The following is a 17,867-nucleotide window of genomic DNA, read 5'->3' as shown; positions in this document are numbered from 1 at the left end:
GCGTAGCGCCACCGGGCGTTTTCGCGCTAAGGTGTGCGCACCTCAGGCAAGGAAACCCACGATGAGCAAATCAACACGGCCCACCATCAGCGATGTGGCGAAAGCTGCGAAAACCGGTAAAACCAGCATCTCCCGCTATCTCAACGGCGAGAAACACCTGCTGTCCGACGCGCTACTGGCCCGTATTGAACAGGCCATCGCCGAACTCGACTATCGCCCAAGCCTGATGGCCCGCGGGCTGAAACACGGCAAAACCCGCCTGATCGGCCTGATCATCGCCGATATCACCAATCCTTACTCGGTTAACGTGCTGAGCGGCATCGAAGCCGCGTGCCGGGAAAAGGGCTTTACCCCGCTGGTGTGTAACACCAACAACGAACTCGACCAGGAGCTGCACTATCTCGATCTGCTGCGCAGCTATCAGGTGGAAGGCATTGTAGTCAACGCCGTCGGCATGCGTGAAGAGGGGCTCAACCGCCTGCAGCAGTCGGCCCTGCCAATGGTGCTGATTGACCGTAAGATCCCGGATTTTGCCTGCGACGTGGTCGGGCTGGATAACACCCAGGCCGCCACCACCGCCACCGAACACCTGATTGAACAAGGTTTTGAAGCGATCCTGTTTATCAGCGAACCGCTGGGGATGGTTAATACCCGCCGCGAGCGCCTGAGCGCCTTTCGCGCCACCCTGGCGCGCTATGCTGGCGTGGTTGCCGAAAACGTCGAAATCCCCCTGCATGAAGCGGACCTGCTGGATAACGCTCTGCGCCAGTTCCATACCCGCCATCGCGGCATGCGCAAAGCGGTGATCTCTGCCAACGGCGCCTTAACCCTTCAGGTGGCCCGCTCGCTCAAACGTATCGGCCTGCACTGGGGCAGCGATATCGGCCTGCTGGGCTTTGATGAGCTGGAGTGGGCAGAGCTGGCTGGCGTGGGGATTACCACCCTCAAACAGCCCACCTGGCAGATTGGTTTTGCTGCCGTCGAACAGGTCGTGCGTCGGATCAACGGCACCGACGATGCCGTTCGCGAGCAGGTCTTTTCCGGCGAGCTGATCGTCCGGGGTTCTACCGCCCGATAAACGCCCCTTCGTGATGGCGATCATAAATCCAACATCCTGAACTTTTCTTTGGAACCGGTTCCATCTAGCGTAAAGCTTATCAGCTACGTAATGGAGCCTACCCATGGCCAGAAAAATTATTGTTGTCACCGCTGCGTATGGTGCAGACAACGTGCGTGAAGCCGGTGGCCAGCGCGCCATGCTGCCGGTCATTGCCGGCGCCGGTGCCGATGGCGTTGAAATCCGCCGGGAATTATTCACCGAGGGCGAACTGGACGCCTTACCGACCCTCGCCCAATCCATCGAGCTGCTCGGCCTGCTGGCCTGCTATTCCGCACCCGATGCCCTGTTTACCCCGGACGGCAAGCTCAACCCCCTGCTGCCCCACTACCTTGCCGAAGCCAGTACCCTCAACGCCCTGTGGCTGAAAGTCTCCCTCGGCCACTTCAGCGATAAGCAGCAGCTCGATGCCTTGCGCGCGCTACTCGACGAAACCGGCATGACCCTGGTGGTGGAAAATGACCAGACGCGCTACGGCCAGCTGGCCCCGATGCAACGCTTCAAGGCCGCCTGTCGGGTAATGAATCTGCCCGTCACCCTGACCTTTGATATGGGCAACTGGCTGTGGGTGGGGGAATCCCCGGAAGAGGCCGCGCGCCATCTGGCACCTGCCGTGAGCTATATCCACGTCAAAGCCGCCGTACCCCATCAGCAGCAGTATCGCGCTGTGCCGCCGGATAATGACGACACCCGCTGGCAGGCGCTGCTGGACACGCTCCCTGCCGATGCCCCTCGCGGTATTGAGTTTCCGCTGGAAGGGCCCGATCTGACGGCGGTCACCCGTCACTACGTTAATTTACTGCGCGAGGAGTAACCCTATGCCACACGCTCTGGATGTCATCACCATTGGCGAAGCGATGGCCATGTTTGTCGCTACCCGCCCCGGCGAGCTCAGCGACGTCGATCGCTTTATCAAACGCGTGGCCGGTGCCGAACTGAACGTGGCCACCGGGCTGGCGCGACTTGGCCTGAAGGTCGGCTGGGTCAGCCGCGTCGGGACCGACAGCTTCGGCCAGTTTGTGCTCGACTCGCTGAAAAAAGAGGGCATTGACGCCTCAGGGGTCACCCTGGATGGCCGTTACGCCACCGGGTTTCAGCTCAAATCTAAAGTCGAAGATGGAACCGATCCCATTGTCGAGTATTTCCGTAAAGGCTCTGCCGCCAGCCATCTGTCGGAGGAGGATTTCAAGCCGGGCTGGTTTAGGGCCGCGCGACACCTGCATCTGAGCGGCGTCGCAGCGGCACTCTCTGCCAGCTCTTACGCCCTGCTCGACCGTGCCGCCGGGGCAATGAAAGCCGCAGGCAAGACGATCTCATTCGATCCGAATCTGCGCCCGGTGCTGTGGAAAAGCGAAGCGGAGATGGTGGAAAAATTGAACCACCTCGCCTTCCAGGCCGACTGGGTGTTACCCGGCGTCAAAGAGGGCATCATCCTGACCGGCAAAAATACCCCGGAAGGGATTGCCGATTTTTACCTGAACCGCGGCGTGAAGGCGGTGATCCTGAAAACTGGCGCTGACGGGGCCTGGTATAAAACGGCCACCGGCGAGCAAGGTGCCATAGCCGCAGTGAAGGTCGAGAACGTCGTCGATACGGTCGGCGCGGGGGATGGCTTTGCCGTGGGCGTGATCAGCGCCCTGCTGGAGGGCAAAACCCTGGCGCAGGCCATCTCGCGAGGCAATACCATTGGCGCACTGGCGATCCAGGTGCAGGGCGACAGCGAAGGGTTACCTACCCGGAAGCAGTTAGGGGAATAAACCCCGCACATGTTTAAGCCACCCTGTACCCTACAGACAGCGGCGGTGACTCCCTCAACCACAGAGGCAAGCCTATGAAAAGCTCAACAAATGCAGTAAAACGCTGGTGGTACATCATGCCCGTCGTGTTTATCACGTACAGCCTGGCGTATCTCGACCGTGCAAACTTCAGTTTCGCGTCTGCCGCAGGCATCACCGAAGACCTGGGGATCACCAAAGGCGTCTCCTCGCTGCTGGGTGCCCTGTTCTTCCTCGGTTACTTCTTTTTCCAGATCCCCGGCGCGATCTACGCTGAACGCCGTAGCGTGCGCAAACTGATCTTTATCTGCCTGATCCTTTGGGGTGGCTGCGCGTCACTCACCGGGGTGGTGAATAACATCCCGGCACTGGCGGCCATTCGTTTTATTCTTGGCGTGGTGGAAGCGGCGGTGATGCCGGCGATGCTGATCTACATCAGCAACTGGTTTACCAAATCCGAACGCTCGCGCGCCAATACCTTCCTAATCCTCGGCAACCCGGTCACCGTGCTGTGGATGTCGGTGGTCTCCGGGTATCTGATCCAGTCGTTCGGCTGGCGTGAAATGTTCATTATTGAAGGGGTCCCGGCGGTTATCTGGGCGTTCTGCTGGTGGGTGCTGGTGAAAGACAAACCGGCGCAGGCCAAATGGCTCTCTGAAGATGAAAAAGCCGCGCTGCAGTCGCAGCTGGATAAAGAGCAGCAGGGGCTGAAAGCGGTACGCAACTACGGTGAAGCCTTCCGCTCACGTAACGTGGTGCTGCTGTGCATGCAGTACTTCACCTGGAGCATCGGCGTGTACGGTTTCGTGCTGTGGCTGCCGTCAATCATCCAAAGCGGTGGCGACAACCTTGGGATGGTGGAAGTGGGCTGGCTGTCGTCCGTGCCTTACCTGGCCGCCACTGTCGCGATGATCCTGGCGTCGTGGGCCTCGGACAAAATGCAAAACCGTAAGCTGTTCGTCTGGCCGCTGCTGTTAATCGCTGCCTGTGCCTTTATTGGTTCGTGGGCAGTGGGGGCAAATAACTTCTGGGCCTCGTATACGCTACTGGTGATCGCCGGCGCGGCGATGTACGCCCCGTATGGTCCATTCTTTGCCATCATTCCGGAAATGCTGCCGCGTAACGTCGCGGGTGGCGCAATGGCCCTTATCAACAGCATGGGCGCGCTGGGCTCGTTCTTTGGTTCGTGGTTCGTCGGGTACCTGAACGGCGCAACGGGCAGCCCATCGGCGTCGTACATCTTTATGGGGGTGGCGCTTTTCGTCTCAGTGTGGCTTACTCTGATTATTAAGCCTGCTAATAATCAGACCCTTCCCGTCGGCGTACGCCACGCCTGAACCCTTTAAAAATCAACGGAGATTAGCATGAAGCCGTCCGTCATTTTGTACAAAGCCCTGCCAGACTCACTTCAGCAGCGCCTTGACGATCATTTTACCGTCACCCGGGTAAACAACCTGAGCCCGGAAACCGTACAGCAGCATGCTGACGCTTTCGCCAACGCCGTCGGGCTGCTGGGTTCCAGCGAAAAGGTGGATACCGCGCTGCTGGAGAAGATGCCGAACCTTCGCGCAACGTCGACCATTTCGGTGGGCTATGACAACTTCGACGTCGATGCGCTGAACGCGCGTAACGTGCTGCTGATGCATACCCCTACCGTACTGACCGAAACCGTCGCCGATACCCTGATGGCACTGGTGCTCAGCAGCGCACGTCGCGTGGTGGAAGTGGCCGAGCGCGTCAAAGCAGGTGAATGGACCAAAAGCATCGGTCCGGACTGGTTTGGTATCGACGTGCATGGCAAAACGCTGGGCATTGTTGGCATGGGGCGGATTGGGCTGGCGCTGGCGCAGCGTGCGCACTTCGGCTTTAACATGCCGATTCTGTACAATGCGCGCCGTCAGCATACAGAAGCCGAAGAGCGCTTTAACGCCCGTCACTGCGATCTGGATACCGTCTTGCAGGAAGCGGACTTCGTCTGCCTGATCCTGCCGCTGACCGATGAGACTCATCACCTGATCGGTAAAGCGCAGTTTGAGAAGATGAAGAAGTCCGCCATCTTTATCAATGCGGGTCGCGGTCCGGTGGTGGATGAAAATGCGTTGATCGAGGCGCTGCAAAACGGGGAGATTTACGCTGCGGGGCTGGACGTCTTCGAGCAGGAGCCGCTGCCTGTCAGTTCAACGCTGCTTAAGCTGCCTAACGTGGTTGCTCTGCCACACATCGGCTCAGCCACGCATGAGACGCGCTACAATATGGCCGCCTGCGCGGTAGATAATCTGATCGATGCCCTGGCAGGTAAGGTCGATAAAAACTGCGTCAATCCGCAGGCAAAACCCTAAACGAAAAAAACCCGCCAGAGGCGGGTTTTTAAATTCTTTTAGCTGAGTTGGAAGCTTACAGGCTTACAACGTTACCAGCTGCTGGGCCTTTAGCGCCGCTTTCGATGGTGAAGGAAACTTTCTGACCTTCGTCCAGAGATTTGTAGCCATCGTTCTGGATAGCAGAGAAGTGTACGAATACATCTTTAGAGCCATCGTCAGGAGTGATGAAGCCGAAACCTTTATCAGCGTTGAACCATTTTACCAGACCAGTCATTTTACCAGACATAGAAATTACCTTTTTAAAAATTTGTTTTGCCTTCCGGCGCGATGATGGAATGTGTTACAGATTTTTAAGCGATGAAGGAAGGGTCACTACGAAGGGTATCTAAGATAACGCATCTGGACTGCTTAACTAAACTGCTTTAGGTCTGTGTAACAAACCGACGAGGTGTATTAAACAGAGTTCCTGAATTAAAGACAAGCTTTATTTTTGTAATTATAAAAAGAACCCCACTTTTCAGTGGGGTTATCAGGGTTATTCCGTTACGGCCATCGCCGCGCCCCACGCCTGGCTAAAGGCCTGGTGCTGGGCTGCCAGCGGTCCAATCAGCGTGTTGTACTGGCTGGCCTGCTGCGAGGTCGGGAACTGGATGCCATTTGAGACAAAGCTCACCTGGGTCCCCTGCTGAGAAATAAAGTCCGCTACCTGCACCAGCTGCTGGGTGAAGATTTGCGCAGCCGGAATCAGCGGCTGAAGCGCATCGGCCGGTTTGGTCACCACTTTTTCATACACTTTGTCGAAAACCGGCTTCAGTTCGTCGCCCTGTTTCAACGCAGAGTGCGCGCCATCAGCCTGCATTTTGGCATTCTGAAGCTGCTGACTCAGCACGCCCAGCGCGCCGTTTGACTGACTCAACGGTTCACGCTGGGTCACATAATCCTGCGGTACACGAATCGCATTCACGCTATCCACTACCGGACGCAGTCCTGCATCCATCGCCTGATTCACCTGTTGTGAATAGCCATACAAAATGGCGTAGTCAGAGACGAACGGACCAAACTGTTTTTTCTGATCCGCAGTCAGCGTTGGCAAATGCTCACCACTGCGCATCGCAGTATTCTGCAGGAAATCGATAAACGCTTTGCGCTGATCGCCTTCCTTATCGAAACACCCACTCAGGCTTACCACCATCAACAACGCCGCAAGAGGCGCAAACCAGCGAGAGCAGGGCTTTCCTGTCACCATTTTCATTACTCCTTTCACCCAAAAAAGCGCACACCGGCACACGCGTGCCCGACGCGGGTAAGAATAGTCCAGGTGAGGCCGGCAAGATACTCTTTTCATGTTAAACGGCTTTAGCCATATAAATTCTTACGATTTACAAAAATTAATCTGATGCTACGCCAGCGCTGATTAATCAAGTCATTAGCAGGCTAATCCGTCCGGCAAACGTATAAGCGAAACGTCTCGCTCGCACGGCGTTGCGACAGCGATCAACTTCTGCCCGTTTTAGCGACTATTCTTAAATTGCTCTCTATGTTCACGATCCCGCAGTGTGATTTAAGAGGAGTTCTCAATGGAATCTAAAGATCCTATGTATGATCTGCTAAGCAGTCTGGAACAGATTGTTTTTAAAGATGTACCGCAGACGATTGCTCTGCAACAAAAGTCCAATCCCTTTACGGAATATGAGCGATTACGTAAAGGCACAGGGATGAAGACCGATGATTTCGCCCGAGCAATGGGGGTCAGCGTGGCAATGGTTCAGGAGTGGGAGTCCAGACGTGTTCGTCCCTCCATGACCGAGCTAAAGCTGATGAGTCTGATTCAGGCAACCCCAACGTTCAGCAAGCAGTTGACCGAATAGAAGGTGTTTCGCCCCCGCATGTGCGGGGGTTTGTGTTATCCACGCTGCTCGCAGCGCCATCCCGCCTCCTGCCACACCAGTTCATGCGTCAGCTTTAGCCCATCAAGGAATGTTTTATCGTGCGACACAACCATTAACGCCCCCGGGAACGTGGCCAGCGCCGCCTCAATGGCTTGTACCGACGCCAGATCCAGATGGTTAGTGGGTTCATCCAGCAGGAGTAGCTGCGTCGCGTCCTCCCGCCACAGTACGCAGGCCAACGCGGCTTTCAGTCTTTCGCCCCCGCTCAGCTCGGCCAATGGCAGCATCACTTTATCAGCGCCCAGTTGCAGCTGCGCCAGACGGCTGCGCAACACGCCCTCCTCCAGCGGCGTGTCGTGCAAATGCAAGTGGCTCAGCACGGACTGGGTGAGATCAAGTTGGGAAAGATGCTGATCGAGATACGCAGCCCTGACCGCCAGACGACAGCGCCCTGCGAGAGGCGTAACGTCGCCAAGGATCGCTTTCAGTAAGGTCGATTTTCCGCAACCATTCGGCCCACACAACGCCACGCGCATTGGCCCGTCCATCCGCCAGTTAAGCGGCGGGAGATCAACGTGCGCCAGACGCAAATCCTCCAGCACCACGACCTGTTTGCCCTCTGCAATCTGACTGCCCGGCAGGGTAAACATGATCGGATTATCTTCTTCAACTCTTTCACGCGCCTGGTTAACTGCTGCGTTCAGGGCGTCATTCTGCTCACGATGTTGCCTGCGCCACGTGCCCAGCCGCTCCTTAGCCGCCATTTTGTACTTCACGCGTTCGAACGAGGCAATATTCAGACTGTCCACCGTGCGCAGCGTTTTGGCCGAACGCCGCTGACCGTCATCATGCTCTTTCTGCATCCGCTGGCGCGTTCGTCGGCGTTCAATCGCCGCATGCTCCAGCGCAGCACGTGCCGCCTGCTGCTCGCTATCCCGCTGATACTGATAGTTGTCATAGTTTCCGCCGTAGCTGCGCAGGCCCGCGGCACTCAGTTCCAGTATCCGTGGCATTTGCGCCAGCAGTTCGCGATCGTGAGAAGCCACCAGCACCCCGCCGCGCTGACGGGCGAGCTGGGCGTAAAACCACTCCCGCCCTTGCCTGTCGAGGTGGTTGGTGGGTTCATCAAGCAGCAGATAGTCGACATCAGCACTAAAGGCACCACACAGCAGGGCGCGCTCGCGCTCACCGCCGCTGAGCTCAATGGCCGGCCTGTCAGGATCAAAAGCCGGAAGATGTGCTGCCTGAAAAGCGTCGCTCAGGCGTTCACTGAGATCCCAATAGCCATCGAGGCATTCCAGATCGTCAGGCTGGAAGTCGCCGCTGTCGATACGCCTGCGGGCGGCAAACAGCGTGTCGTATCCGAGCATTTGGGCAAGTGTTGTATGCGCAGAGAACACGTGCTGTTGCGCAACGTATGCCCACGAGCCAACGCGCTCGATATGACCCCTGGCGGGCGCATCAAGATCGGCAAGCAGGCGTAACAGCCGGGTTTTACCGCTGCCGTTACGCCCGACCAGGCCGCACGGCGCAGCTTCCAGCGTAAGATTCAGTGGACCAAAAAGGACATCGCCCGTCGCAAACTGACAGGTGACCTGATGCAATATAAAAGAAGGGGATTGCGCAAAATGAGCCATAAGCACTCCTGAATGAAATGTAAACATCCCCTGCTGACGCGTAAGCGTTTAGCAAGGATTGAAATTCATCAGTCGTGGTTGTTCATTTTCGGGATGCGCTCCAGAGGAGAGAATGAGTGGCGATTAGGATACGGCTATATTACGGGCTCTTTCAAGGTTAAATTTTCAGCAACGCATAAAAAACCCGCCGAAGCGGGTTTTAGGCATTCAGGCCCGAGTCACGGGCAAGAGCACGGTTACTGCAGCAGCGAAATATCCGCCACGCGCAGGAACAGCTCGCGCAGTTTTTCGAGCATGGAGAGACGGTTAACGCGAAGCTCTTTATCTTCAACGTTTACCATCACTTTCTCGAAGAAGGCATCAACTGTCTCACGTAACTCAGCCAGTTCTACCAGCGCATCCTGATAGCGACCTTCAGCGAAGTACGGTTCCAGCTTGTCGCGCAGTACCACAACCTGCATCGCCAGTTTGATCTCTTCCGGCTCTTTCAGCGTCGCGGCGTTCACTCGCTCGTTCAGTTGCTCGTCGGATTTCGCCAGAATGTTGGATACACGTTTGTTCGCCGCGGCCAGCGCAGAGGCTGCTTCCAGGGTACGGAAGTGCGAAACGGCCTTCATACGGGCATCAAAATCGGCCGGACGGGTTGGACGACGCGCAAGTACTGCCTGAATAGTGTCGACGGTGAAACCTTCGTCCTGATACCAGGCACGGAAGCGACCGAGCATAAAGTCGATTACGTCATCCACCACTTTCGCGTTGGTCAGCTTGTCGCCGTACAGACGTACCGCTTCTTCGGTGAGAGTCTGCAGATCCAGCGACAGGTTCTTCTCAACGATGATGCGCAGCACACCCAGCGCAGCACGACGCAGCGCGAACGGATCTTTGTCGCCCTTCGGATGCTGACCGATGCCGAAGATACCCGCGAGGGTGTCCATCTTGTCGGCAATGGCCACTGCACAGGCTACCGGGTTAGACGGCAGTTCATCGCCGGCAAAACGCGGCTGATACTGTTCGTTCAACGCCACGGCCACGTCTTCCGCTTCACCATCGAAGCGCGCGTAGTGCATACCCATCACGCCCTGGGTGTCGGTAAATTCGAACACCATATTGGTCATCAGGTCGCATTTGGACAGCAGGCCTGCGCGGGTCGCGTGGTTAACGTCTGCGCCGATTTCACGGGCGATCCAGCCGGACAGCTCCGCGATACGGTCGGTCTTGTCGCGCAGCGTACCCAGCTGCTGCTGGAAAAGAACGGTCTGCAGACGCGGGAGATGATCTTCCAGACGCTTTTTACGGTCGGTATTAAAGAAGAACTCGGCATCCGCCAGACGCGGACGCACCACTTTCTCGTTACCGGAGATAATCTGAATCGGATCTTTCGATTCGATGTTCGCCACGAAGATAAAGTTTGGCAGCAGTTTGCCGTCGTTCGCGTAGACCGGGAAGTACTTCTGGTCACCCTTCATGGTGTGAACCAGCGCTTCGGACGGCACCGCGAGGAATTTCTCTTCGAACTTCGCGGTCAGCACCACTGGCCACTCAACCAGAGAGGTCACTTCTTCCAGCAGGCTGTCGCTCAGATCGGCGTTGCCACCAATCTGGCGCGCGGCTTCTTCAGCATCCGCTTTGATGCGGGCTTTACGCAGTTCGTAGTCGGCAATGACTTTACCGCGCTCCAGCAGGATCGCAGGATACTGATCGGCATTATCGATGGTGAACTCCGGCTCGCCCATAAAGCGGTGGCCGCGGATCACACGATCGGAGGTCACGCCCAGAATGGTAGCAGGAATCACGGTGTCGCCCAGCAGCAGGGTCACGGTGTGAACCGGACGCACGAAGTGAACGTCGCTTGCGCCCCAGCGCATCAGTTTCGGGATCGGCAGTTTTGCCAGTGACGTAGCGATCATGTTTGGCAGCAGCGCTTCTGCGCTTTCGCCCTTCACATGCGCCCGATACAGCAGCCACTCGCCTTTGTCGGTGGTCAGACGCTCGGCCTGGTCAACGGTGATACCGCAGCCACGTGCCCAGCCTTCTGCCGCTTTGCTGGCTTTGCCTTCGGCGTCAAACGCCTGGGCGATAGCCGGGCCGCGCTTTTCAACTTCACGATCGGGCTGTGCAGCCGCAAGATTTGCGACTTTCAGCGCCAGACGGCGCGGGGCAGCAAACCACTCAACCTTGCCGTGCGCGAGGCCAGCGTTGTCCAGCTCTGCCGTCACGTTCGCAGCAAAGGATTCCGCCAGGCTACGCAGGGCTTTTGGTGGCAGCTCTTCAGTGCCGATTTCCACCAGGAAAGTTTTCTCAGACATGGCCGCCTCTTATTTGTTTCGGTTGCACATCGGGAAGCCAAGGGCTTCACGGGACGCGTAGTAAGCTTCTGCAACGGCTTTGGTCAGCGTGCGGATACGCAAAATGTAGCGCTGACGTTCAGTCACGGAGATCGCTTTACGGGCGTCCAGCAGGTTGAAGCTGTGGGCGGCCTTCAGAATACGTTCGTAGGCTGGCAGCGGCAGGGGAGTCTCAAGCGCCAGCAACTGCTGGGCTTCTTTCTCATACTGCTCAAAGCAGGTGAACAGGAAGTCCACGTCCGCGTATTCGAAGTTATAGGTGGATTGCTCCACTTCGTTCTGATGGAACACGTCGCCGTAGGTGGTTTTACCCAGCGGGCCGTCGCTCCAGACCAGGTCGTAAACGCTGTCTACGCCCTGAATGTACATCGCCAGACGTTCCAGGCCGTAGGTGATCTCACCGGTGATCGGCTTACACTCCAGACCGCCAACCTGCTGGAAGTAGGTGAACTGCGTCACTTCCATGCCGTTCAGCCACACTTCCCAGCCCAGACCCCAGGCACCCAGCGTCGGGTTTTCCCAGTTATCTTCCACGAAACGAATGTCGTGGATGGTCGGATCCATGCCCAGCTCTTTCAGCGAGCCAAGATACAGCTCCTGAATATTGTCCGGGGAAGGCTTAATCACCACCTGGAACTGATAGTAGTGCTGTAAGCGGTTCGGGTTTTCGCCATAGCGGCCGTCAGTTGGACGGCGGGATGGCTGCACATAGGCAGTTGCCATCGGCTCTGGCCCCAACGCACGCAGGCTGGTCATCGGGTGTGAAGTGCCGGCGCCAACTTCCATGTCCAATGGTTGAACGATGGTGCAGCCCTGACGAGCCCAGTAATCCTGTAAGGTCAGGATCAGGCCCTGGAAGGTCTTAGTATCAAACTTTTGCATAGGATTTCGTGCTGGATACGTGTGGTTTTAAAGGAAGGGATCAGTATACCCGCTGACCGTAAGATATACAGTACGAAACGGGGCTGTTTAGGGAAAATTGGGAAATAAGCATAGCTGAAAGCGCCCGCAGGACGCCGCCAGCCTTATCACACCGTCGCCTTAGCGCATCGAAAGATGTAAAAAATGGCCTTCTGCGTCAAAAGAGCAGATGAAACTCTCATTGCGCGCAGTGAATCCACGCATTTCATAGCTCCCCTGAAACTGTTCAAAGCCGGTGACGTCTATTTTTTTAGCACCCGTGTTATAGCGATGGGCAGCCTGATCCTTACAAAGCTGTTCCATATTCAGCGAACGCGCCGGGCTAACTTTGCTGTTTTGCGCCTTTTGCGCCGTCGGAGCGTCCTGAGCCGCACAACCTCCTAATAAAACGGGGATCGCGAGCAATATCGTGCGCATCATCATTTTTATTACCGCCCTGTGCTGTGGCTGTTATTTTTAATCACTAAACTTTATAGAGTATGGCCCGGCATTCTGCGAGCCTCACTTCCCTGGCACAAGCAGGGCAATGAAAAATCAGAGTTTTCCAGCGCGCGTCTGGCGCAGAATGGTCGTCAGAGCCTATTTAATACCTGAACAGAGGAACGGATGCAGGAAAAAATTAACTGGATTGATAATCTGCGGGGCATCGCCTGTTTAATGGTGGTGATGATCCATACCACCACCTGGTATATTACTAATGCCCCGAGCATCAGCCTCGTTAACTGGGATATCGCCAATATCCTCAATTCCGCGTCGCGCGTGAGCGTGCCGCTGTTTTTTATGATCTCCGGCTATCTCTTCTTTGGCGAGCGCAGCGCGCAGCCGCGCCACTTTGTTCGCATCGGCCTGTGCCTGCTGTTTTACAGCACCCTGTCGCTTCTCTACATCGTGCTGTTTACCTCGATCAACAGCGAGCTGTCGCTTAAATACCTGCTGCAAAAGCCGGTGTTCTACCATCTGTGGTTTTTCTTCGCCATTATTGTGATTTATCTGTTCTCCCCACTGCTGCAGGTGAAAAGTCCGAACGGTAAAATGCTGCTGGCACTGATGGTAGTGATCGGCGTGGTGGCCAACCCGAATACCGTTTCACAAAAAATTGGCGGGTTTGAATGGCTGCCCATCAACCTGTATATCAACGGCGATACGTTCTATTACGTGCTGTACGGCATGCTGGGCCGGGCGATTGGCATGATGGATACCCGCAAGCGCTGGCTGAATGGGATTTGCGCGGCACTGGTTATTGCCGCCGTGGTGATTATCTCCCGCGGCACGCTGCATGAGCTGCAGTGGCGCGGCACCTTCGCCGACACCTGGTATCTCTACTGTGGCCCGATGGTATTTATCTGCGCCGTTGCGCTCTTCACGCTGGTAAAAAATACGCTCAATAGCCGCCCGCTGCCGCTGCTGGGGCTTATCTCACGTCACTCACTGGGAATTTATGGCTTTCACGCGCTGGTGATCCACGCCCTGCGCACGCGGGGCGTGGAGTTAAAAAGCTGGCCGCTATTAGATATTGCGTGGATTTTCTCGATCACGCTGGTGGTCAGCCTGGTTCTGTCGATGCTGTTGCAGCGCGTGGATAAACGCAGGTTTGTCAGTTAAGTACGGTTTGCTTGCCCGGCAGCGCTGCGCCTGCACGGGCATTTTTCAGGACATCAGCGGCAATAGCTGCTGATAAATTTTACGGAACACTTCGCGTCGCTCGGCGTAGCGCGCGTGACGGGCAGCATCCGGTGTGTGCTGTTGCTCCAACGCCAGCTGCGGCAGCAGCGTCGACAGCGGCTTACCGGGGTTCATGGCTATTTGCGCCAGCCGGGCGGCGCCCAGCGCGGGCCCCACATCCCCGCCGGTGCGGTAATCCAGCCGCTGGCCGCTAATGTCTGCCAGCATCTGTCGCCAGTAGCTGCTTCGCGCTCCGCCGCCAATCAGGGTAATGCTGGTCGGTTTTAACCCGCAGTCATGCACCACATCCATCCCGTCGGCCAGTGCATAACCCACCCCTTCCAGTACCGCGCGTTCCAGTTCAGCAGGGCCGTGCTGATGGGTTAAGCCAAAGAACACCCCCTTCGCCTGCGGATTGTTATGCGGGGTTCGTTCGCCAGAGAGATACGGCAGGAACCAGACCGCGCCTGCGTTTTCATCCGCCTGCTGGGCAGCATCAATCAGCGCCGGAACGCTGTTCAGCCCGGTCAGCTTCGCCGCCCAGTCCAGACAGGATGCAGCACTGAGCATCACCGACATCAGATGCCATTTGCCCGGTAGCGCATGACAGAAGCTGTGTACCGCGCTCTCAGGGTTGCTGCGATAGCCGTCGCTCACAGCAAAGTAGACCCCGGAGGTGCCGAGCGACAGCATCGCCTGCCCGGCATCGGCCATCCCCACGCCAACGGCGCCCGCGGCGTTATCCCCGCCTCCCGCCACCACCGGCACGGCGGGCATATTCCAACGCGCTGCCACCGACGCCGTCAGGGTGCCGGTTTGCTCGCAGCCTTCGAACAGCGCAGGCATATGATCCCGGGTGAGATGACAGGCGTCGAGCATCGGCTCGCTCCAGTCACGTTTTGCCACGTCGAGCCACATAGTGCCTGCCGCATCTGACATGTCGCTGGCGTACTCGCCGGTCATGCGCAGACGCAGGTAATCTTTTGGCAACAGCACCTTCGCCACCTGGCTAAAAATCTCCGGCTCGTGGCGCTGCACCCACAATAATTTCGGTGCGGTAAAGCCGGGCATCATCAGGTTACCGGTGATCTCACGCGACGTCGGTACACGCGCTTCGAGCAGCGCACACTCCTGTGCACAGCGGCCATCGTTCCATAGAATGGCCGGACGTAACACGCGGTTATCTTTGTCCAACAGCGTGGCGCCGTGCATCTGCCCGGCAATCCCCAGCGCTTTCACTTCACGCAGAGAATGCTGTTCGCCGAGCGCTCTCAGCGCGCGATCCGTTGCCAGCCACCACTGTTCGGGGTCTTGCTCTGACCAGAGCGGGTGCGGCCGCGAAACGTGCAGTTTTTCTGTGTGCGTTGCCAGCACGTCGCCCTGTTCATTCAACAGAATGGCTTTCACACCCGATGTGCCAAGATCGATCCCGATATACATATAGTGGGTTCCTTAACTGAAAATGCCCGGTGGCGCTGTGCTTACCGGGCTTACATTGTCCTCAGCTACCTGTTACTTATCGAACAGATAATGATTCACCAGATTTTCCAGCAGCTCCTGATGTCCACTCTGGTGCTGCGGCGCAAGGTTATGCTGTTCAGCGTACTTCGCGATGTCAGTCAGGGATAACTGGCCTTTCAAAATTTGCTGACCCAGCTCACTGTTCCAGCCGCCATAGCGTTTTGCCACCCGCTTATCCAGCTCGCCGTCTTCGATCATCCGGGCTGCGACTTTTAGCGACAGCGCCATGGTGTCCATCGCCCCAATATGACCATAGAAGAGATCGTATTTATCGGTGCTCTGGCGACGCACTTTGGCATCAAAGTTCAGGCCGCCGGTGGTAAACCCGCCTGCTTTGATGATTTCGTACATCACCAGCGCATTCTCCTCCACGCTGACCGGGAACTGATCGGTATCCCAGCCGAGCTGCGGATCGCCACGGTTGGCATCGACGGAACCAAAGATACCCAGCGCGATAGCGGAAGCGATCTCGTGATGGAACGAGTGCCCAGCCAGCGTCGCGTGGTTGGCCTCGATATTCACTTTAATCTCTTTTTCCAGCCCGAACTGTTTCAGGAAGCCATATACGGTCGCCACGTCGTAATCGTACTGATGCTTGGTGGGCTCCTGCGGTTTTGGCTCAATCAGCAGCGTGCCGCGGAAACCGATTTTGTGCTTATGCTCCACCACCATCTGCATGAAACGGCCAATCTGCTCGCGTTCCTGGCGTAAATCGGTGTTGAGCAGCGTTTCGTAGCCTTCGCGTCCGCCCCACAGCACATAGTTTTCGCCGCCCAACTGATGGGTGGCGTTCATGGCCGTCACCACCTGCGTCGCTGCCCAGCTGAACACTTCAGGATCCGGGTTAGTGGCCGCGCCAGCCCCGTAGCGTGGATTGGTAAAGCAGTTTGCCGTTCCCCACAGCAGCTTCACGCCACTCTGCTGTTGTTTTTCAGCCAGCACATCGACCATCTGGGCAAAGTTATTCAAATATTCTTTCAGCGAGGCACCTTCCGGCGAGACGTCCACGTCATGGAAGCAGTAATACGGTACGTTCAGCTTGTGGAAGAACTCAAATGCAACGTCCGCTTTGCGTTTTGCCAGCGCCAGCGCGTCGCCCGGCTGTTGCCAGGGGCGATCGAATGAACCCACGCCAAACATATCGGCCCCGTTCCAGCAGAAGGTGTGCCAGTAGCAGGCGGCAAAGCGCAGATGGTCTTCCATGCGCTTACCCAGCACCAGCTCGTCCGGGTTGTAATGACGGAACGCTAAAGGATTGGCAGATTTCGGACCTTCGTAACGAACGCGATCGAGTTGATCAAAATAAGCTTGCATATTGAGCTCCATAATCAGGGGTGCGGCGAAAAGTAGTTTCTGCATTAATACTGAATAGCGATTGCCGGTTGCTCAATTACGTTATTTCACTCTGCTATTGAGAGAATGCACAAATGTGCTCTGGCTCGCAAAATTAATATGCAAGCAAACTAATTCATCGCTGTAAATTCCAGAATCACGTGTAATTAATAACTTATGTAATTTAAAATCTGATCGCGGTCATAAATTCGAAAATAAACCAAATATCATAACGAGAAGATAAAAATCTGTAATTGCCAGCCTGCCGTTCCCCGTTAAGAATTTGCTACGTCTCTTGCACCATTTGTTTCTTTTATCTCAGCAACCTAACCCTACAAAAGGTAAAACAATTATGAAGATAAAGAACCTGTGCCTTACTCTCTGTGCTTCGCTGCTGCTGGCAAGTACCGCGGGTTATGCGAAAGAAGTCAAAATCGGGATGGCGATTGACGATCTCCGTCTGGAACGCTGGCAAAAAGATCGCGATATTTTTGTTAATAAAGCCGAAGCATTAGGGGCAAAAGTGTTTGTCCAGTCGGCCAATGGCAACGAAGAAACGCAGATGTCGCAAATAGAAAATATGATTAACCGCGGCGTCGATGTACTGGTCATTATTCCTTACAACGGCCAGGTATTAAGTAATGTGGTAAAAGAAGCCAAGCGCGAAGGTATTAAAGTGCTGGCCTATGATCGCATGATAAATAACGCCGACATCGATTATTATATTTCTTTCGACAATGAAAAAGTCGGTGAATTACAGGCGCAAAGCCTGGTGGCGAAAGTGCCGGAAGGGAATTATTTCCTGATGGGCGGCTCGCCGGTGGACAACAACGCCAAATTATTCCGCGCAGGGCAGATGAAGGTGCTCAAACCTTACATTGATGAGGGCAAAATTAAGGTCGTTGGCGACCAGTGGGCTGACGGCTGGTTACCGGAAAATGCGCTGAAAATCATGGAGAACGCGTTAACAGCCAACAACAATAAAATCGATGCCGTGGTCGCCTCTAACGACGCAACCGCCGGTGGCGCAATCCAGGCGCTGAGCGCCCAGGGTCTGGCAGGAAAAGTGGCTATTTCCGGGCAGGATGCGGATCTCGCTGGGGTGAAACGTATTGTTGCGGGCACGCAAACCATGACGGTATATAAGCCCATCACCGAACTTGCCACCACTGCTGCTGAAATTGCCGTTGAGCTGGGAAATGGCCAGCAACCCAAAGCGGATGCCAGTTTAAATAATGGCCTGAAAGATGTCCCTTCCCGCCTGCTGACTCCTATCGAAGTCAATAAAGAGAATATTGACTCCACCGTGGTGAAAGACGGTTTCCATAAAAAGAGCGAACTGTAATT

Annotated in this window: 16 protein-coding genes; 8 read left to right on the top strand and 8 right to left on the bottom strand. The window is 56.0% G+C overall.

Annotated elements, in window-relative coordinates:
• The first annotated feature begins 61 nt into the window (after window positions 1-61).
• The 5 genes from ACRDD5_RS09905 (at window position 62) to ghrB (ending at window position 5,231) form a co-directional block, all read left to right on the top strand.
• Window positions 62-1,078 carry a LacI family DNA-binding transcriptional regulator gene (locus ACRDD5_RS09905; RefSeq protein ID WP_438676657.1) on the top strand — a complete coding sequence of 339 codons (1,017 nt, stop codon included), beginning with the start codon at window positions 62-64 and terminating at the stop codon, window positions 1,076-1,078.
• 103 nt (window positions 1,079-1,181) lie between these two features.
• Window positions 1,182-1,931, top strand: a complete 750-nt coding sequence (locus ACRDD5_RS09900; RefSeq protein ID WP_271282914.1) for a sugar phosphate isomerase/epimerase family protein — start codon at window positions 1,182-1,184, stop codon at window positions 1,929-1,931.
• 4 nt (window positions 1,932-1,935) lie between these two features.
• On the top strand, window positions 1,936-2,874 hold the full coding sequence (locus ACRDD5_RS09895) for a sugar kinase (RefSeq protein WP_438676656.1): 939 nt from the start codon (window positions 1,936-1,938) through the stop codon (window positions 2,872-2,874).
• A 74-nt stretch (window positions 2,875-2,948) separates the two neighbouring features.
• Window positions 2,949-4,229 carry an MFS transporter gene (locus ACRDD5_RS09890; RefSeq protein ID WP_438676655.1) on the top strand — a complete coding sequence of 427 codons (1,281 nt, stop codon included), beginning with the start codon at window positions 2,949-2,951 and terminating at the stop codon, window positions 4,227-4,229.
• A 27-nt stretch (window positions 4,230-4,256) separates the two neighbouring features.
• Window positions 4,257-5,231 (top strand): glyoxylate/hydroxypyruvate reductase GhrB, encoded by a 975-nt coding sequence (gene ghrB / locus ACRDD5_RS09885; protein WP_438676654.1) that lies wholly within the window; start codon window positions 4,257-4,259, stop codon window positions 5,229-5,231.
• A 55-nt stretch (window positions 5,232-5,286) separates the two neighbouring features.
• Here the strand turns inward: ghrB and cspE are convergent, their stop codons facing one another.
• Complete coding sequence (gene cspE / locus ACRDD5_RS09880) at window positions 5,287-5,499, bottom strand: transcription antiterminator/RNA stability regulator CspE (protein WP_032615822.1); 213 nt, start codon at window positions 5,497-5,499, stop codon at window positions 5,287-5,289.
• A gap of 249 nt (window positions 5,500-5,748) precedes the next feature.
• On the bottom strand, window positions 5,749-6,459 hold the full coding sequence (locus ACRDD5_RS09875) for a DUF3053 domain-containing protein (protein ID WP_438676653.1): 711 nt from the start codon (window positions 6,457-6,459) through the stop codon (window positions 5,749-5,751).
• A gap of 331 nt (window positions 6,460-6,790) precedes the next feature.
• On the opposite strand from ACRDD5_RS09875, the gene ACRDD5_RS09870 reads away from it, so the two are divergent.
• Complete coding sequence (locus tag ACRDD5_RS09870) at window positions 6,791-7,081, top strand: HTH-type transcriptional regulator (protein WP_438676652.1); 291 nt, start codon at window positions 6,791-6,793, stop codon at window positions 7,079-7,081.
• Window positions 7,082-7,116: 35 nt separating this feature from the next.
• Here ACRDD5_RS09870 and ACRDD5_RS09865 read toward each other — a convergent pair whose 3' ends face one another.
• The 4 genes from ACRDD5_RS09865 to ACRDD5_RS09850 all read right to left on the bottom strand — a co-directional run bounded on the left by ACRDD5_RS09865 (window position 7,117) and on the right by ACRDD5_RS09850 (window position 12,428).
• Entirely contained in the window at window positions 7,117-8,739 is a 1,623-nt protein-coding gene (locus tag ACRDD5_RS09865) for an ATP-binding cassette domain-containing protein (protein WP_438676651.1), read from the bottom strand.
• A gap of 236 nt (window positions 8,740-8,975) precedes the next feature.
• On the bottom strand, window positions 8,976-11,045 hold the full coding sequence (gene glyS, locus ACRDD5_RS09860) for a glycine--tRNA ligase subunit beta (RefSeq protein WP_438676650.1): 2,070 nt from the start codon (window positions 11,043-11,045) through the stop codon (window positions 8,976-8,978).
• A 9-nt stretch (window positions 11,046-11,054) separates the two neighbouring features.
• Window positions 11,055-11,966: a glycine--tRNA ligase subunit alpha gene (gene glyQ, locus ACRDD5_RS09855; protein WP_003860141.1), complete on the bottom strand. Its 912-nt coding sequence runs from the start codon at window positions 11,964-11,966 to the stop codon at window positions 11,055-11,057.
• 159 nt (window positions 11,967-12,125) lie between these two features.
• A complete protein-coding gene (locus ACRDD5_RS09850; RefSeq protein WP_438676649.1) occupies window positions 12,126-12,428 on the bottom strand; it encodes a YsaB family lipoprotein in 303 nt (100 codons plus the stop codon).
• A 183-nt stretch (window positions 12,429-12,611) separates the two neighbouring features.
• Between ACRDD5_RS09850 and ACRDD5_RS09845 the strand changes: the two genes are divergently transcribed.
• Window positions 12,612-13,607, top strand: a complete 996-nt coding sequence (locus ACRDD5_RS09845) for an acyltransferase (RefSeq protein WP_438676648.1) — start codon at window positions 12,612-12,614, stop codon at window positions 13,605-13,607.
• A 45-nt stretch (window positions 13,608-13,652) separates the two neighbouring features.
• Here ACRDD5_RS09845 and xylB read toward each other — a convergent pair whose 3' ends face one another.
• Window positions 13,653-15,107, bottom strand: coding sequence for a xylulokinase (gene xylB / locus ACRDD5_RS09840; protein ID WP_438676647.1), 1,455 nt, complete (start codon window positions 15,105-15,107; stop codon window positions 13,653-13,655).
• A 72-nt stretch (window positions 15,108-15,179) separates the two neighbouring features.
• Window positions 15,180-16,502, bottom strand: coding sequence for a xylose isomerase (gene xylA / locus ACRDD5_RS09835; RefSeq protein ID WP_271282925.1), 1,323 nt, complete (start codon window positions 16,500-16,502; stop codon window positions 15,180-15,182).
• A gap of 370 nt (window positions 16,503-16,872) precedes the next feature.
• Here xylA and xylF point away from each other — a divergent pair, with 370 nt between their 5' ends.
• Window positions 16,873-17,865 carry a D-xylose ABC transporter substrate-binding protein gene (gene xylF, locus ACRDD5_RS09830; RefSeq protein ID WP_438676646.1) on the top strand — a complete coding sequence of 331 codons (993 nt, stop codon included), beginning with the start codon at window positions 16,873-16,875 and terminating at the stop codon, window positions 17,863-17,865.
• The last annotated feature ends 2 nt before the right edge of the window (window positions 17,866-17,867 follow it).

The organism is Silvania sp., from assembly GCF_051656365.1.
Lineage (GTDB): Bacteria > Pseudomonadota > Gammaproteobacteria > Enterobacterales > Enterobacteriaceae > Enterobacter > Enterobacter hatchlandensis.
Note: the sequence above shows the minus strand (reverse complement) of the source record. Positions and strands in the feature narration are given on the sequence as shown.

Coding starts and splice junctions, on each gene's coding strand:
- ACRDD5_RS09905 (WP_438676657.1), top strand. CDS start 62: ATGAGCAAATCAACACGGCCCACCATCAGCGATGTGGCGAAAGCTGCG.
- ACRDD5_RS09900 (WP_271282914.1), top strand. CDS start 1,182: ATGGCCAGAAAAATTATTGTTGTCACCGCTGCGTATGGTGCAGACAAC.
- ACRDD5_RS09895 (WP_438676656.1), top strand. CDS start 1,936: ATGCCACACGCTCTGGATGTCATCACCATTGGCGAAGCGATGGCCATG.
- ACRDD5_RS09890 (WP_438676655.1), top strand. CDS start 2,949: ATGAAAAGCTCAACAAATGCAGTAAAACGCTGGTGGTACATCATGCCC.
- ghrB (WP_438676654.1), top strand. CDS start 4,257: ATGAAGCCGTCCGTCATTTTGTACAAAGCCCTGCCAGACTCACTTCAG.
- cspE (WP_032615822.1), bottom strand. CDS start 5,499: ATGTCTGGTAAAATGACTGGTCTGGTAAAATGGTTCAACGCTGATAAA.
- ACRDD5_RS09875 (WP_438676653.1), bottom strand. CDS start 6,459: ATGGTGACAGGAAAGCCCTGCTCTCGCTGGTTTGCGCCTCTTGCGGCG.
- ACRDD5_RS09870 (WP_438676652.1), top strand. CDS start 6,791: ATGGAATCTAAAGATCCTATGTATGATCTGCTAAGCAGTCTGGAACAG.
- ACRDD5_RS09865 (WP_438676651.1), bottom strand. CDS start 8,739: ATGGCTCATTTTGCGCAATCCCCTTCTTTTATATTGCATCAGGTCACC.
- glyS (WP_438676650.1), bottom strand. CDS start 11,045: ATGTCTGAGAAAACTTTCCTGGTGGAAATCGGCACTGAAGAGCTGCCA.
- glyQ (WP_003860141.1), bottom strand. CDS start 11,966: ATGCAAAAGTTTGATACTAAGACCTTCCAGGGCCTGATCCTGACCTTA.
- ACRDD5_RS09850 (WP_438676649.1), bottom strand. CDS start 12,428: ATGATGATGCGCACGATATTGCTCGCGATCCCCGTTTTATTAGGAGGT.
- ACRDD5_RS09845 (WP_438676648.1), top strand. CDS start 12,612: ATGCAGGAAAAAATTAACTGGATTGATAATCTGCGGGGCATCGCCTGT.
- xylB (WP_438676647.1), bottom strand. CDS start 15,107: ATGTATATCGGGATCGATCTTGGCACATCGGGTGTGAAAGCCATTCTG.
- xylA (WP_271282925.1), bottom strand. CDS start 16,502: ATGCAAGCTTATTTTGATCAACTCGATCGCGTTCGTTACGAAGGTCCG.
- xylF (WP_438676646.1), top strand. CDS start 16,873: ATGAAGATAAAGAACCTGTGCCTTACTCTCTGTGCTTCGCTGCTGCTG.